Annotated in this window: 15 protein-coding genes; 7 read left to right on the top strand and 8 right to left on the bottom strand. The window is 61.8% G+C overall.

What is annotated here, in order from left to right:
• Window positions 1-83 precede the first annotated feature (83 nt).
• Window positions 84-539, top strand: a complete 456-nt coding sequence (locus tag BM045_RS08435; RefSeq protein ID WP_092182153.1) for a GatB/YqeY domain-containing protein — start codon at window positions 84-86, stop codon at window positions 537-539.
• Here BM045_RS08435 and BM045_RS08430 read toward each other — a convergent pair.
• Window positions 536-1,681 carry a GGDEF domain-containing protein gene (locus BM045_RS08430; protein WP_092182150.1) on the bottom strand — a complete coding sequence of 382 codons (1,146 nt, stop codon included), beginning with the start codon at window positions 1,679-1,681 and terminating at the stop codon, window positions 536-538. The genes BM045_RS08435 and BM045_RS08430 overlap by 4 nt on opposite strands.
• Before the next feature lie 109 nt (window positions 1,682-1,790).
• Window positions 1,791-2,969, bottom strand: a complete 1,179-nt coding sequence (locus tag BM045_RS08425; protein WP_092182147.1) for an MFS transporter — start codon at window positions 2,967-2,969, stop codon at window positions 1,791-1,793.
• Window positions 2,970-3,149: 180 nt separating this feature from the next.
• Here BM045_RS08425 and BM045_RS08420 point away from each other — a divergent pair, with 180 nt between their 5' ends.
• Window positions 3,150-3,713, top strand: coding sequence for an HdeD family acid-resistance protein (locus BM045_RS08420; protein WP_092182144.1), 564 nt, complete (start codon window positions 3,150-3,152; stop codon window positions 3,711-3,713).
• On the opposite strand, the gene BM045_RS08415 is transcribed toward BM045_RS08420, so the two are convergent.
• The gene (locus BM045_RS08415) at window positions 3,692-4,594 is read right to left on the bottom strand and encodes a YihY/virulence factor BrkB family protein (RefSeq protein ID WP_092182141.1); all 903 of its coding nucleotides are present in this window, start codon (window positions 4,592-4,594) and stop codon (window positions 3,692-3,694) included. The two genes, BM045_RS08420 and BM045_RS08415, sit on opposite strands and share 22 nt — an antisense overlap.
• Before the next feature lie 37 nt (window positions 4,595-4,631).
• A complete protein-coding gene (locus tag BM045_RS08410; protein ID WP_092182138.1) occupies window positions 4,632-5,027 on the bottom strand; it encodes a hypothetical protein in 396 nt (131 codons plus the stop codon).
• 68 nt (window positions 5,028-5,095) lie between these two features.
• Between BM045_RS08410 and dnaG the strand changes: the two genes are divergently transcribed.
• The 5 genes from dnaG to BM045_RS08385 all read left to right on the top strand — a co-directional run bounded on the left by dnaG (window position 5,096) and on the right by BM045_RS08385 (window position 10,251).
• Entirely contained in the window at window positions 5,096-7,030 is a 1,935-nt protein-coding gene (dnaG, locus tag BM045_RS08405; protein ID WP_092182135.1) for a DNA primase, read from the top strand.
• A gap of 188 nt (window positions 7,031-7,218) precedes the next feature.
• Window positions 7,219-9,282, top strand: coding sequence for an RNA polymerase sigma factor RpoD (gene rpoD / locus BM045_RS08400; RefSeq protein ID WP_092182132.1), 2,064 nt, complete (start codon window positions 7,219-7,221; stop codon window positions 9,280-9,282).
• A gap of 53 nt (window positions 9,283-9,335) precedes the next feature.
• Window positions 9,336-9,647 carry a DUF2442 domain-containing protein gene (locus BM045_RS08395; protein WP_092182129.1) on the top strand — a complete coding sequence of 104 codons (312 nt, stop codon included), beginning with the start codon at window positions 9,336-9,338 and terminating at the stop codon, window positions 9,645-9,647.
• A gap of 11 nt (window positions 9,648-9,658) precedes the next feature.
• The gene (locus BM045_RS08390) at window positions 9,659-9,949 is read left to right on the top strand and encodes an HlyU family transcriptional regulator (RefSeq protein ID WP_092182126.1); all 291 of its coding nucleotides are present in this window, start codon (window positions 9,659-9,661) and stop codon (window positions 9,947-9,949) included.
• 80 nt (window positions 9,950-10,029) lie between these two features.
• The gene (locus BM045_RS08385) at window positions 10,030-10,251 is read left to right on the top strand and encodes a hypothetical protein (RefSeq protein WP_092182124.1); all 222 of its coding nucleotides are present in this window, start codon (window positions 10,030-10,032) and stop codon (window positions 10,249-10,251) included.
• Here BM045_RS08385 and BM045_RS08380 read toward each other — a convergent pair.
• From BM045_RS08380 to BM045_RS08365, 4 genes are all read right to left on the bottom strand, one after another.
• A complete protein-coding gene (locus BM045_RS08380) occupies window positions 10,232-11,287 on the bottom strand; it encodes an LLM class flavin-dependent oxidoreductase (RefSeq protein WP_092182121.1) in 1,056 nt (351 codons plus the stop codon). The genes BM045_RS08385 and BM045_RS08380 overlap by 20 nt on opposite strands.
• Before the next feature lie 103 nt (window positions 11,288-11,390).
• A complete protein-coding gene (locus BM045_RS08375) occupies window positions 11,391-12,077 on the bottom strand; it encodes a tellurite resistance TerB family protein (protein WP_092182118.1) in 687 nt (228 codons plus the stop codon).
• A gap of 162 nt (window positions 12,078-12,239) precedes the next feature.
• The gene (locus BM045_RS08370; protein ID WP_092182115.1) at window positions 12,240-12,623 is read right to left on the bottom strand and encodes a hypothetical protein; all 384 of its coding nucleotides are present in this window, start codon (window positions 12,621-12,623) and stop codon (window positions 12,240-12,242) included.
• Between the two features lie 180 nt (window positions 12,624-12,803).
• A complete protein-coding gene (locus BM045_RS08365) occupies window positions 12,804-13,319 on the bottom strand; it encodes a TIGR00645 family protein (RefSeq protein WP_092182112.1) in 516 nt (171 codons plus the stop codon).
• Window positions 13,320-13,420 lie beyond the last annotated feature (101 nt).

Raw genomic sequence — 13,420 nt, 5'->3', positions numbered from 1 at the left:
CCAAAGCAGCGGCGCAAGTAGCGCGCACAGCTGTTTGTGCCTATATGGGGCCAAGAAAATGCATAGCAAGAGGATGAAAACCCATGCGCGAACAGTTCAGCGAAGGCCTCAAGACGGCCCTCAAGGCCCGTGATCAGCGGCGCACCGGCACGCTGCGGGCCATCACCTCGGCTATCAAGGACAAGGATATCGCGATCCGCCAGGAGAATCGCGGACCGGCGACCAATGAGGAAATCCTCACCATCATCCAGAAGATGGTGAAGCAGCGCGAAGAGAGCTTTGCCATCTATGCGCAGGCCGGCCGCGCCGACCTCGCCACGGTGGAAAAGGAAGAGATCGACATCCTCAACGAGTTCCTGCCCAAGGGGCTGACCGAGGAAGAGGTCGAGGCTGCCATTCGCGCCGCCATCGTCACCAGCGGTGCCGAGGGCGCCAAGGACATGGGCAAGGTGATCGCCCAGCTCAAGCAGGACTATCCGGGCCGGATCGACTTCGGCAAGGCGAGCGGCAAGGTACGGGCGCTGCTGGCGGCTGGCTAGGCGATCAGGCGCAGGGTGGCGGTCGTGACGCGGTTGCGGCCGTCATCCTTGGCGCGATAGAGCGCGTTGTCGGCGCGGTTGAGGACCGAGGAGAAGGATTCTCCGGTGCCGCTGGTGGCGACGCCGACGCTGACGGTGGCCGGGAAAGTCCCTGACACCAGCCGGGCGGGGCTCAGCTCGAAGTCGCCGCGAATGCGCTCGGCGATGATCTTGGCCTGATCGACCGACATGGGCTGGAGCACGGCGCAGAATTCCTCGCCGCCAATACGGGCCACGGCATCCTGGTCGCGCATGTTGGAGCGTAGCACAGCGCCGAGATGGCTGATCACCGCGTCGCCGATGGCATGGCCGTGGCGGTCGTTGATCTGCTTGAAATGGTCGATGTCGAACATCAGCACCGCAGTGCCGAGCGGCAGCTCGCGGCGTTCGAAACGGTCGAAGAGGGCGCGGCGGTTGAGCAGGCCGGTCATGGAATCGGTATTGGCTTCGAGCCGGTGCATGCGGGCGGCGCGCGAATGGTGCAGTGTCAGCGTGATGGCGCCGATGCCGGTCAGGCCGACCAGTGACATGATGGAATTGAAGCGCTCTGCCCAATTGTTCGGCATGGCGGTGAGCACCAGCTGGCCATCTATGGCGATCATCACGCAGCAGGCGACGAAGGAGGCGGCGCTCAGGACGTAGAGCACGGCATTGGCGATCAGCGCGACCGGCGATTCCCGGCGGCCCAGCCAATATTCCCAGGCGCAGAGGAGCATGAAGATGGCGCTGACGGCATTGAGGTTGAAGACGCCAACGCCGGTCAGCCCGAAGGCCAGTGGCAGCGTTAGAGCCAACATGGCGAGGGCCCAGACCACGGCGGCAGGCCAGACGGTGTTGGAGCGGTCGCGGAACAGCCGCGAGGCGGCATAGATCAGGCCAAAGCCGGTCAGCAGCAGGGCATAGGGGGTAAACAGCAGCCAGAAATCGAGCGAGCCATTGCGCAGGCCGAGGACCGTCATGGCAATGACGACAAACCCGATGCCGCTCGAGCCATAGGCCAGATAGGTCTCGCGCCTGGCATTCAGCCAGCCGATCAGCAGCGCGACCATCAGGGCGGCGCTAGAAAAGGCAATGGCAATCAACAGCGTTGCATTGTCGATCATCGCCCGGTCCACTCGTGCAAAATCGACCGCTCGGCGAGCGGCTTTGTTCCCGAGTGCATTGAAGTCGGAGAAGATGACCAAACCGTTAGCCTAGCCAAAGGCTTGGCTTCTATTCGGCCGGCCTGGGCAGGATGTCGTCGCTATGTTGCTCAAGCCAGTAGGAAAAAATGGCGATGAAAACAGCGATGATCAGGGCTGCCGTGCCGATCAGCGGCAGGTTGCGATAGCCGAAGCCGCTGTCGAGCAGGCTGGCACCGAGCACGGCGCCAAGGGCGATGCCAACATTGAAGCCGGTGGGAATCAGTGCCGAAGCCAGATTGGGCGCGTCGCCGGCCCAGGCGAGGATGCGGGACTGCAATGGCGAGCCGAAGGCGAAGTTGACGCCGCCCCAGATGACCACGACGACAGCCATGATCAGCGGGTAGGGCGCGGCCAGATACAGCGCAAAGAAAGCCAGAGCCTGGCTGGAGAGGATGGCGATCAGCGAGGGCATCAGCTTCCAGTCGGCGAGCCGGCCGCCGATGAAGACGCCAATGGTGGCGCCGACGCCGTAAAGCAGCAGCACCCAGGGCAGGATGTTGACGTCGAGGTTGCTGACTTCAAGCAGCAGCGGGGCGATATAGGTGAAAAGGCTGTATTGGCCGATCATCACCAAAATGGCGATGGCCAGCGAGGTGACGATCTGCTGGCGAGCCAGCGCCTTGAATTCGCGCAGGAAGCTGCCGCTGGTGCTCGACTGGCCGGTGGCGGCGGGCAGGAACAGGGCAACAGCGAGCGTCGAGATTAGCCCCAGCGCGCCAACGGCCCAGAAGGTGGCGCGCCAGCCGAGCGCATTGCCGATGGCGGTGCCGCCGGGGACGCCCAGAATATTGGAAACGGTGAGGCCCGAGAGAATCAATGCCACCGCAAAGCCGCGCTTGTCGGCGGGGGCCAGATTGACGGCGACGATGGCGGCAATGCCGAAATAGGTGCCGTGCACGACAGCGACCAGCACGCGGGCGGCCATCAGCAGTTCGAAATTGGGCGCCATGGCGCAGAGCACCTGGCCGAGGGTGAAGACGCCGCCGAGCAGCAGGATCAGGGTCTTGCGGCTCATTTTCTTGGTGGCGACCGCCAGAAGCGGCCCGCCGATGGCAATGCCGACGGCATAGCCGCTGACCAGATAGCCGGCCACCGGGATCGATACGCCCAGTCCGAGCGCCACATCGGGCAGGACGCCGGCGATGACGAATTCGGCGGTGCCAAAGGCAAAGGCGGCGAGAAAAAGTGCGATGAGCGGAAGCGACATGACAGCAAACCGCCAAGGGCGGGACCCGGTTGAAGCGGTCTCAAACCATGGGCTGAAGGTGGTGGCAATCAACAAATCACGGTCAGCGCTATAGAAATTCTAAACCCGTGGGCGCTTGGCAGTTTCGGCGATTGCGATAGACTGACGTATCGGCGGATTGGCGCTGACTGGAGGCAGAAGATGGCGGTTTCGGCTGAGACGAAGAGGCGGTTTGCACTGGCGACGGCGCTGCGCGGCGTGTTCATGCTGCTGGCGGGGCTCTATGCGGTGATCTGGCCGGCAGATGCGCTGACCGTGGCGGTGCTGGCGGGCGGCATATTGCTGGTGATCGACGGCGCGCTGGGACTGTGGAGCCTGACCTTTGGCGGCGGCAAAAGCGGCAATTACTGGTTCGATGTGGTGTCGAACGCGCTGTCGCTCATCCTCGGCGTGCTCATCCTGCTCAGCCCGCTGCTGGCGACCATTCTCACAGTGACCTTCCTCGCCAGCCTCGTTGGTATTGCAGCGCTGGTGGTGGGCGTAATGCAGATTGTCGTCATCACCCGTGAGCGCGAGCACTATGCCCGCATCTGGCCGGTGGTGCTTTCGGGCATTTCCTACATATTGCTCGGGCTGGTGTTCCTGTTCTTCCCGCTGCTCAGCGCTTCCATTGGCGTGATCTTTGGTGGCGTGCTGCTGATTGTCTTTGCCTTTGGCCTGTTTGGCTGGGCGTGGCGGCTGTATCAGCGCAGCAAGGCTGTCTGAGCCTTGTGCTGAAGACTTTCGCGTTGCAGCTCAGCGTTGATGGTGGCGCCGAGCACGACGATCAGCGCGGAATTATACATCCAGAGCAGCAGGACGATGGCGGTGGCCAGCGAACCGAAGGTGGCCTCGAACTGGCCCAGACGCTCGACATAGAATGAAAAGGCGAGGCAAGTCAGCAGCCAGAGCACGGTGGCGATGATGGCGCCGGGCCAGATCCAGCGCGCTTTCTTGGAGCGGCGATCTGGGGCAAAGCGATAGAAGGCGGCGATGGCCAGCACGCCCATGCCGAGAAGGATCGGCCAGCGCAGCCAGAGCACCAGGACTTGCCATGAGCCGAGCCAGGGCAGGGCGGCGAAATAGGCCGGGACCAGGGCCACAAGGGTCAGCACGACGATCATGCCGATGCCGGAGAGGAAGGTGACCCAGACCGACATGGCAATGGCGGCGATGAAATTGCGCTTGTCGGGCTCGGCATGGGTTCGCGAAGTGGCATACATCAGCGCCGCGACACCGCGCGACGCGCTCCAGGCGGCAATGGTCAGAGCGATGAAGAGGCCGATACCGAGGCCGGTGCGGGGCTGTTCCAGCAGGGTGACCAATTGGCTGGCGAGGGTCTGGCGGGCGACTTCGGGCACGAGGCCTTCCATGCGATCGACCATGTCGGCGAGGAAAGTCGGTTTGGCAAAGAGACCGACCAGCAGCACCGCGCTGGTGACGGCCGGGAACAGCGATAGAAAGCCGAAATAGGCGACGCCGGCGCAGCGCATGGAGGTGTCCATCTGCGTCATGGCGCGGACGGTGCGCCAGAGGACGCGGAACCAGCGGCGGCGATGGGTTTTGGGCAGAGGCTGTGTGGCGGCGCGCAGCAGAGTGTCGGTCATGCCGCTCAACGCCAGGGCAGGCTGCGAAGTTGCGGGGCTAGCGATAGATCACGGCTATGCCGGCGACGGTTTCGTCCTGGCGATAGATTTCGGCGCCTTGCGGCAGGGTGAGCTCGATATTGCCGAAACCGTCCCAGCGCGGATCGAGGTTCGTCTCAGCGGCCACTGACGCAAAGCTGGCGGCATCGTCCGGCAGGTCTTCGCCGGCCGGAATGAGCGCTGCCTGGCTATTGGGGCCGGTTCCGTCGCCGCAGCTGCGCGAGAAGGTAACGAGGTCGAACTGGCCGTCGGGACTGGTGAGGCGGGTGGCGATCTCGGTGGAGCAGGTCGGCGCCAGCCCGGACAGGTACCAAAGGCCCGCTCCTACGAGGATTGCCGGCACAATGGTCAGCAGCAGGAATGTGGAGAGCGGGAATTTGTGGATTTTGGACACGTGTAGACCTGCTGTGGATAAGTCGTCTGTTGATGACTCGGGGGCTCAGAGTGCTTACTTAGCACCTCATGCGCTTTTCCGATCAGTTTCTCGATGAGATCCGCCAACGCCTGTCGATCACGCAGGTGGTGGGTGAGCATGTCATCTGGGACAAGCGCAAGAGCCAGCCGGGCAAGGGCGACATGTGGGCATGCTGCCCGTTTCATGGCGAGAAGAGCCCGAGCTTTCACGCCGATGACCGGCGCGGCATCTATCATTGCTTTGGCTGCGGTGTGTCGGGTGATCACTTTCGCTTCATGACTGAGAAGGCCGGGATGAGCTTTCCCGAGGCGGTCGAAAAGCTGGCGGGCATGGCCGGCGTACCGATGCCGGCGCGCGATGAGCGGCAGGAAAAGCGCGAGGCTGAGCGCAAGAGCCTGATCGACGTCATGGAGCTGGCGACAAAATATTTCGAGGCGGCGCTGCAGCACAATATCGGGGCGCGGGCCCGTGGCTATCTGCTCGAGCGCGGGGTGTCTTCACAGAGCCAGACGCGGTTTCGCATCGGCTTTGCGCCGGATAGTCGCAATGGGCTAAAGGAACACTTGGCCGGCAATGGTGTTTCGGCGCAGGACATGGTCGATACCGGCCTAGTCGCCAGCCGCGATGGCGATGCGCTGACTTATGACCGGTTCCGCAATCGCGTGATGTTCCCGATCATGGATTTCCGTGGCCGGGTGATTGCCTTTGGCGGTCGCGCCCTATCGGCGGATGTGCCGGCAAAATATCTCAATTCGCCGGAGACCGAACTCTTCAGCAAGCGGCGGACGCTCTACAACGGGCAGACGGCGCGGCAGGCGGCGCGCGATGGCAGCACGGTTATCGTGGTTGAGGGCTATCTCGATGTGATTGCGGCGGTTTCGGCGGGTTTCGAGGGGGCCGTCGCGCCGCTGGGCACGGCGATGACCGAAGAGCATCTGCAGATGCTGTGGCAAATGACGCCGGACCCGGTGCTGTGCTTTGACGGCGACAAGGCCGGCCTCAAGGCTGCCGAGCGGACGGCGGATCTGGTCATGCCGCATCTGAAACCCGGCTATACGGTGCGGATCGCGACGCTGCCCGATGGGCTTGATCCCGATGATCTGATCAAGGCCCAGGGCAGGGGCGCTTTTGCCGATGTGATCGACCGGGCGCGGTCGCTGTCGGATGTGATCTGGAGCATGGAGACGGGCGGGCTGGTGCCCGAGACGCCGGAGGCGCGTGCGGCGCTACAGGCGCGGCTGCGCGAGCGGTCCAATGGCATTCAGGACAGTTCGGTGCGGTTTCACTATTCGCAGGCGTTCGATGAGAAGCTGCGGGCGTTTCTGGCGCCGATGCGACAGAACCGTTTCGAGCCGCGCGGCGGGCAGCAGCGCTATGGTCAGAGTGGGGCCTATGGCTATCCGCGGGGTGGCACGCCACGGCTGGTGGTTTCGGACACTTTGCGCAATTCGCGATTGTTGAAGCCTGGCTCGATGGCCGAGGCGACGCCGCGCGAGGCGACGATTATCCTCAGTCTCGTCAATCACCCTGCACTGGTCGAAGACAAGTTCGAGCTTTTGGCGGCGTTGGATTTCGATACGCCGCTGTCACAAAAGGTGATGAGCGAAATTCTCAGCCTTTGCGTGCGGCATCACGATATTTCGGCCGATGATTTGAAATCAGCATTGGGCGTGCGCGGACATGGGCCGACGCTGGACCGGATGGCCGATGTTTTGCTGCGTCAGGGCGTGTGGCAGATCGCCACCGAGATCGCGCTGCCCGATGCCGAGATCGGATTGAGTCACGCACTGGCCTTGCATAATAAGAAAGTTCAACTAAATAGGGAACTCAAAGCAGCCGAAGCGGCGCTGGGCGAAGACCCAAGCGAAGAAACCTTTGAAAGGCTGCGGGACATCAAGAACCAGATTACCACTGTCGATGGCACAGAGGCATTGATCGAAGGATTTGGTTCGTTATCGGGACGCGCGACACGTAGCTTGTAGGGGTGTTTCTCCGAAAAGCCGCGAGTACGCGCGATTTTGCATATGGTGATATGCGAAACTAATCCGAAGCGAACCGGGTAGCTGCTCACGCGTTAACGCTTGAGTGACACATCCTTTACCTTGCCTTGAGGTGTCACCACTTAAAGCCTTATTCGGGCCCGGGCGCACGGGATCCGACGGAGTACCAGATGGCCACCAAGGCAGCACCCAAGACCACCAAGGAAACCGAGAAGCCGGAAGCCGGCGCCCCCGAGGCGACGAATGACTCCCCGCTGCTCGACCTTTCCGATGCCGCCGTAAAAAAGCTCATCAAGGTCGCCAAGAAGCGTGGCTATGTCACCTATGAAGAGCTGAACGCGGTTATGCCTTCGGACGAAGTTTCGTCCGAGCAGATCGAGGATTTCATGTCCATGTTCTCGGACATGGGCATCAATGTCGTCGATGAAGACGAGGTTGAAGAGACCGAAGTCGAAAAGGACGAGGAAGACCAGGGCCAGGAAGTAGCTCCGGCCACAGGCACCGCCGTGGCGTCGACCTCCAATACCAAGTCGGGCTCGGATCGTACCGATGACCCGGTGCGGATGTATCTGCGCGAAATGGGCTCGGTCGAACTGCTGTCGCGCGAAGGCGAAATCGCCATCGCCAAGCGCATCGAGGCCGGTCGCGAGACCATGATCGAAGGCCTGTGCGAAAGCCCGCTGACCTTCCAGGCCATCATCATCTGGCGCGACCAGCTGGCGCAGGGTGAAATCCTGCTGCGCGACATTATCGATCTCGAAGCCACCTATGCCGGGCCCGATGCCAAGCAGGCAGCGCCCGACATGTCGGCCGCCTATCAGGCGCCGCGCGTCGATGCTGTCGCCGAAAAACCCAAGGCTGCTCCCGCGCCGAAGCGTGCTGCCGGCGGCGAGGACGACGATTACGTTCCCGAAGAGCCCCAAGCTCCGCAGGACCCGGCGCCCGATGAGGACGACGACGAATACGAGAATGCTTTGTCGCTGTCGGCGATGGAAGCCGAGCTCAAGCCGCAGGTCGTGGAAACCTTCGATCGCATCGCCAATGCCTATGGGCAGATGCGCGAAATGCAGGACAAGCATGCCGAAGATCGTTCGGCGTCGGTGTCCGAGAGCGACCGCAAGAAGATCGAGGCGTTCCGCGTCGAGGTGATCGCGGACGTCAAGTCGCTGTCGCTCAACAACGGCCGTATCGAAAATCTGGTCGAGCAGCTCTACGACATCAACAAGCGCCTGGTGAAGCTGGAAGGGCGCCTGCTGCGCCTGGCCGAAAGCTATGGCGTCAAGCGCGAGAAGTTCCTCGAGAGCTATTATGGCCGTGAGGTCGATCCGACCTGGGAAGCCTCGCTCGAAACGTTCGATGGCAAGGGCTGGGCGGAATTTGCCAAGCGCGAAGGCGATACGATCCACGAAATCCGTGGTGATGTGTCGACCCTGGCGACAGAAGCGGGCCTCAACATCGGCGAATATCGCCGCATTGTGCACAAGGTGCAGAAGGGCGAGCGCGAAGCTGCGATCGCCAAGAAGGAAATGGTGGAAGCCAACCTTCGCCTCGTGATTTCCATTGCCAAGAAGTACACTAACCGCGGTCTGCAGTTCCTCGATCTGATCCAGGAAGGCAATATCGGCCTGATGAAGGCCGTCGATAAGTTCGAATATCGCCGCGGCTACAAGTTCTCGACCTATGCGACCTGGTGGATTCGCCAGGCGATCACGCGCTCGATCGCCGACCAGGCACGCACCATTCGTATTCCGGTGCATATGATCGAAACGATCAACAAGATCGTCCGCACATCGCGCCAGATGCTGCATGAGATTGGCCGCGAACCGACCCCCGAGGAGCTCAGCGAAAAGCTGCAGATGCCTTTGGACAAGGTCCGCAAGGTGCTCAAGATCGCCAAGGAGCCGATCTCGCTCGAAACGCCGATCGGCGACGAGGAAGATTCCAACCTCGGCGATTTCATCCAGGACGTGAATGCGATCCAGCCGATTGATGCGGCGATCCAGTCCAACCTGCGCGAAACCACCACCCGCGTGCTGGCGTCGCTGACGCCGCGCGAGGAACGTGTGCTGCGCATGCGCTTCGGCATCGGCATGAACACCGATCATACGCTCGAAGAGGTGGGCCAGCAGTTCTCGGTGACGCGCGAGCGTATTCGCCAGATCGAGGCCAAGGCCCTGCGCAAGCTCAAGCATCCGAGCCGAAGCCGGAAGCTGCGGAGCTTCCTGGATAACTAGATAATGGGTTATCCCCGCGAGAGCGGGGATGATCGTTTTGGGGAGTTTGCAACATGGCGGATACCCCGAAGCGCCTCAAGCTCACCGCTGTCCGAGCCATTGTACCGTTCAAGCTGGTGGTGACGTTCAACGATGGATCAAGCGGCACATTCGATGCCGCGTCGATGATCGGGGAGCGGGGCGAGGGCACCGAGCCGCTGCGAGACCGGCGGTTCTTCGGTTCTGTTGAGCTCAAGAACGGCGTGCCGACCTGGCCGAACCACTTCGATATCTCGGCGGCCTGGCTGCGCGAGGAAATGGAAAAACGCGGCGAGCTGGTCTTGCCCCTGCCGGTGCGGCGCTTGCGCGGCTCGGCACAAACTTAAGGAGACGAGCCATGTCGTTCTGGAAGAATTTGTTCGGTGGCGGTTCGTCGAATGCCGAGCCTGCCGGTGACAAGGTGCTGGGTGAGGAAAGCCACAAGGGCTTTCTGATCAAGGCGATCGAGATGAAGGCCGGCAGCGAGCTGCAGCTGGCTGGTACAATTGAAAAAGAGATTGCCGGCGAGCTCAAGACCTATCGTTTCGTGCGCGCCGACCGCATGACGTCCCGCGACGACCTGATCGCCCTGGCATTGTCCAAGGGCAAGCAGATCATCGACGAGCAGGGCGAAGCGATTTTCCGCTAAGCCTCGACCCAATAATTCTGGCCAGCCGGGCTCGCGGACCAATGTCCTGCGAGACCGGCCTGCCGCACAGGAGAAGCCCCATGGCCAAGAAGCCAACCGCCCGTAGCGAATATGTATTTTTCGACGTGATCTATGAAGACGGCAGCCAGCGCTCCAACCGCAAGGTCGAAGCCAATCTGCTGGGTGGTCTCGATGGCGATGAGCCTGCGCGCACCGCCATCATGGACCAGGATCGTGCCATTTCGGAAAAATCCGGCCTGCCGCCCCTGCAGATCAAGACGATCAAGCGCTCGGGGAAGTAGTCCCCAGCGCCTTGTCCACGGCCGGCTTGACCAGCGTGCCATAGAGCTCGATGGCCTGCATGACCTTGTCGTGGGGCAGGGTGCCGACGCTGAGCTGCAGGCCGAAGCGATCGTGCTTGAACCATTCGTGCTGCATTAGGATCTTGTCCACGATCTCTTGCGGCGAACCCATGAAATAGGCGCCGTTTGGCGTTGCGCCGGCCTCGAACTGGGCGCGCGTCGTTGGCGGCCAGCCGCGTTCCTTGCCGATGCGGCTCATGGCTTCGCTATGGGCGGGGAAGGCGATGTCGCGGGCGTCCTGGCTATCGGCGGCGATGAAGCCGTGCGAGCTGACGCCAACCGGCAATGACTTGGGATCGCGGCCGACCTTGATGGCGGTTTCGCGATAGAATTCCACAAGCGGCGCAAACTGGCGCGGCTGGCCACCGATGATGGCCAGCATCAATGGCAGGCCGTAGTAGGCGGCGCGGGCGACCGAGTTCGGCGTGCCGCCCACCGCGATCCAAACGGGCAATGGGCTCTGTACCGGCTTGGAGAAAATCTCGATGCCGGGGATGGGCTTGGTGTTGGCGCTGCCGGGCCAGGCAACCTTGCCCCCTTCGCGGATTTTGAGCAGCAGTTCGAGCTTTTCCTCGAACAGCGTGTCGTAGTCTTCCAGATCATATCCGAACAGCGGGAAGCTCTCGATGAAGGAGCCGCGGCCGGCCATGATCTCGGCGCGGCCATTGCTGAGCAGGTCTACGGTGGCAAACTGCTGCCAGACGCGGATCGGGTCTTCCGAGCTCAGCACGGTGACGGCGGTGGAGAGGCGGATGTTTTTGGTGCGCGCAGAGGCGGCGGCAAGAATAGTGACGGGCGCCGAGGCAACGTAGTCCGGGCGGTGGTGTTCGCCCAGACCGTAGAAGCTGAGGCCCAGTTGATCGGCCAGCTCGATCTCTTCAAGCAGGTCGCGCAGCCGTTCGGCGGGGCTTTGCAGCGCTCCGCCATTGAGCGCGTCTGGGGCGTTTTCGGCGAAGGAATAAAGTCCAAGTTCCATCTGGCAAGCTCCTTGTTGGCTCACAGATGGCTTGCAGGGTCCATGCGATCAAGAACGCACATGGGTGTAACCGCGCTCCTGTTGGGCGCGCGGTTGGTCACAATCAGACGTTGCTGCCGGATGGGGTGTAGGCGAATGGTGCGGGCGCTGGCGTCGGCTCGGGAGCCTTTTCGCCGGCGGCCTTGTGGATTTCGCTGACCAAGGCGGGATCGAGCCGTAGCTTGGAAGCCAGGGCATCGAGATAGGCGCGTTCCGCGGCCGTATCGGCGGTGATGGCGACCAGCGACGCGGCGTAGATTTCAGTGGCGTGCTCGGGCGTGTCAGCGCGGGCGACGACAGCATTGATGTCGAGCGGCGTGGAAAGCTCTTCGAACACCCAAGCCTTTTCCTCGGAGGAAAGGTTCATGGTTTCGAGTTTGCCGAAAATAGCTTCCTTTTCGTCGGCGTCGATGCGGCCGTCGGCTTTGGCGGCGGCGATCATGGCGCGGACCAGGGTCTTGCCCAGTTCTTCCTGTGCGTGGGTATCGGTTGGCGCGGGAATGAAGGCATCCTGCTGCGGGGCATTGGCGGGAGCACCCTGCTGGTTCTTCTGGTAATTCTGCCAGGCGGTATAGGCGAGACCGCCCACGGCAGCCACGGCGCCAACCTTGACTGCATTGCCGGCCAGCTTGCCCAATCCACCGCCGCTGAGCAGCATGCCTGCAGCGAGCCCGGCAGCGCCCGTCATGGCGCTCCGCTGGGTGCCCTTATCGGTCTGGAGGGCTTTGACGATCTGATCGATATTGAACATGGGAGCTCCCTTTATTGTTGGCTTTGGAAATGGGGAGCGACTATGGCCAGCGCAAGGCGCGTGGCGGAATGCCGCGACCAAAGCAAAGACCCCGGCGCGATGGCCGGGGTCTTCAACGATATCGTCAGAGGGAGGGCTGACGATATCGGCAGGCTAGTCTTGTTACTGAGCAACCGGGGCGGCTGGTTCAGCAGCAGGAGCCGGCGTAGCGGCCGGAGCCTCAACAGCTGGGGCTTCCACAGCGGGAGCTGCATCAACCGCCGGAGCCGAGGTCATTGGGGCCGCATCAGCTGGAGCGGCCGGAGCTTCCGTCATCGGAGCCGGGGCAATAGCCGGATCAGCCGGTGCTTCGATGCCAGCAGGGGCAGCGTTCACATCAACCGTAGTCGATGGGCCAGAATTGGCCGAGAAAACGAGGTAGCCGATGGCCAGCAGGGCCAGGGCAACAATAATGCCGACGAACCAGCCTGTGCCGCTGCTTTCGCGCGTATAGACAGTGCGGTTGCCATCGTTGGTATAGACGGTATCGCGTTCAGGGATAGCCATGATTTCGCTCCTTTGTTTCACCGTATGACAAAGAAACGCGGGCTTTTTGTTTTCGTTCCCGAATGCGTGATCACGCTATTCGCAAATTGAAGCGGCGTGAATTCTGCGTTTTGATTCAAGCCATTGCGCGGGGCGTGACCGTTAGGAAAAATCGACGACGCAGGCGCCTTGACGAAAAAACTAGAGGTCGGGCGCTGTGTCCTTGCCCGGTTTTTTGGAAATCTTGTCGATCAGGGCGAGGAAAAGCGCCGAGGCGATGAAGGTCACATGCAGGATCGTATACCACATGATCTGCTGGTCGGTGTATTTCGGCACATTGAGGAAGATCTGCAGCAGGTGGATCGAGGAGATGGCCACGATGGTGGAGGCCACCTTGATCTTGAGCGAGCCGGCATCGATCTGGCCGAGCCAATGAACATCGTCATCATTGTCAAAGCGGGAGACGAAATTTTCGTAGCCCGAGATGATAACCATGACGACGAGGCTGGCGATCAGGGCGGCGTCGATCAGGCCGAGAATCTTGAGGATGGTCTCGGTCTCGTCCATGCCGATGAGGTGGCTGGCGAAATCCCACAGCTTGAAGCCGAAGCTCAGTGCGTAGAGCGCCAGGGCCAGCCCGAGGCCGATGTAGAAGACCACGAGCAGCCAGCGCGACGCCAGGATGACGCTTTCAACAAAGATTTCCAGGCGCTTCATGGGGTGCTCCAGCATTCAGTGAGCGTCAGATAGCAAGTTCTGCGCGGCTGACAAGGCGCCAGACCGCAAAGCAGGTGCGGCAAAAAGAAAGGCCGGGCACT

The organism is Devosia sp. YR412, assembly GCF_900110945.1.
In the GTDB taxonomy this organism is placed as follows: Bacteria; Pseudomonadota; Alphaproteobacteria; order Rhizobiales; family Devosiaceae; genus Devosia.
Note: the sequence above shows the minus strand (reverse complement) of the source record. Positions and strands in the feature narration are given on the sequence as shown.

What these genes read in the sequence shown, in the direction of transcription:
- dnaG (WP_092182135.1), top strand. Translation starts at nt 5,096, where the DNA reads ATGCGCTTTTCCGATCAGTTTCTCGATGAGATCCGCCAACGCCTGTCG.
- BM045_RS08430 (WP_092182150.1), bottom strand. Translation starts at nt 1,681, where the DNA reads ATGATCGACAATGCAACGCTGTTGATTGCCATTGCCTTTTCTAGCGCC.
- rpoD (WP_092182132.1), top strand. Translation starts at nt 7,219, where the DNA reads ATGGCCACCAAGGCAGCACCCAAGACCACCAAGGAAACCGAGAAGCCG.
- BM045_RS08370 (WP_092182115.1), bottom strand. Translation starts at nt 12,623, where the DNA reads ATGGCTATCCCTGAACGCGATACCGTCTATACCAACGATGGCAACCGC.
- BM045_RS08425 (WP_092182147.1), bottom strand. Translation starts at nt 2,969, where the DNA reads ATGTCGCTTCCGCTCATCGCACTTTTTCTCGCCGCCTTTGCCTTTGGC.
- BM045_RS08375 (WP_092182118.1), bottom strand. Translation starts at nt 12,077, where the DNA reads ATGTTCAATATCGATCAGATCGTCAAAGCCCTCCAGACCGATAAGGGC.
- BM045_RS08385 (WP_092182124.1), top strand. Translation starts at nt 10,030, where the DNA reads ATGGCCAAGAAGCCAACCGCCCGTAGCGAATATGTATTTTTCGACGTG.
- BM045_RS08390 (WP_092182126.1), top strand. Translation starts at nt 9,659, where the DNA reads ATGTCGTTCTGGAAGAATTTGTTCGGTGGCGGTTCGTCGAATGCCGAG.
- BM045_RS08415 (WP_092182141.1), bottom strand. Translation starts at nt 4,594, where the DNA reads ATGACCGACACTCTGCTGCGCGCCGCCACACAGCCTCTGCCCAAAACC.
- BM045_RS08435 (WP_092182153.1), top strand. Translation starts at nt 84, where the DNA reads ATGCGCGAACAGTTCAGCGAAGGCCTCAAGACGGCCCTCAAGGCCCGT.
- BM045_RS08420 (WP_092182144.1), top strand. Translation starts at nt 3,150, where the DNA reads ATGGCGGTTTCGGCTGAGACGAAGAGGCGGTTTGCACTGGCGACGGCG.
- BM045_RS08380 (WP_092182121.1), bottom strand. Translation starts at nt 11,287, where the DNA reads ATGGAACTTGGACTTTATTCCTTCGCCGAAAACGCCCCAGACGCGCTC.
- BM045_RS08365 (WP_092182112.1), bottom strand. Translation starts at nt 13,319, where the DNA reads ATGAAGCGCCTGGAAATCTTTGTTGAAAGCGTCATCCTGGCGTCGCGC.
- BM045_RS08395 (WP_092182129.1), top strand. Translation starts at nt 9,336, where the DNA reads ATGGCGGATACCCCGAAGCGCCTCAAGCTCACCGCTGTCCGAGCCATT.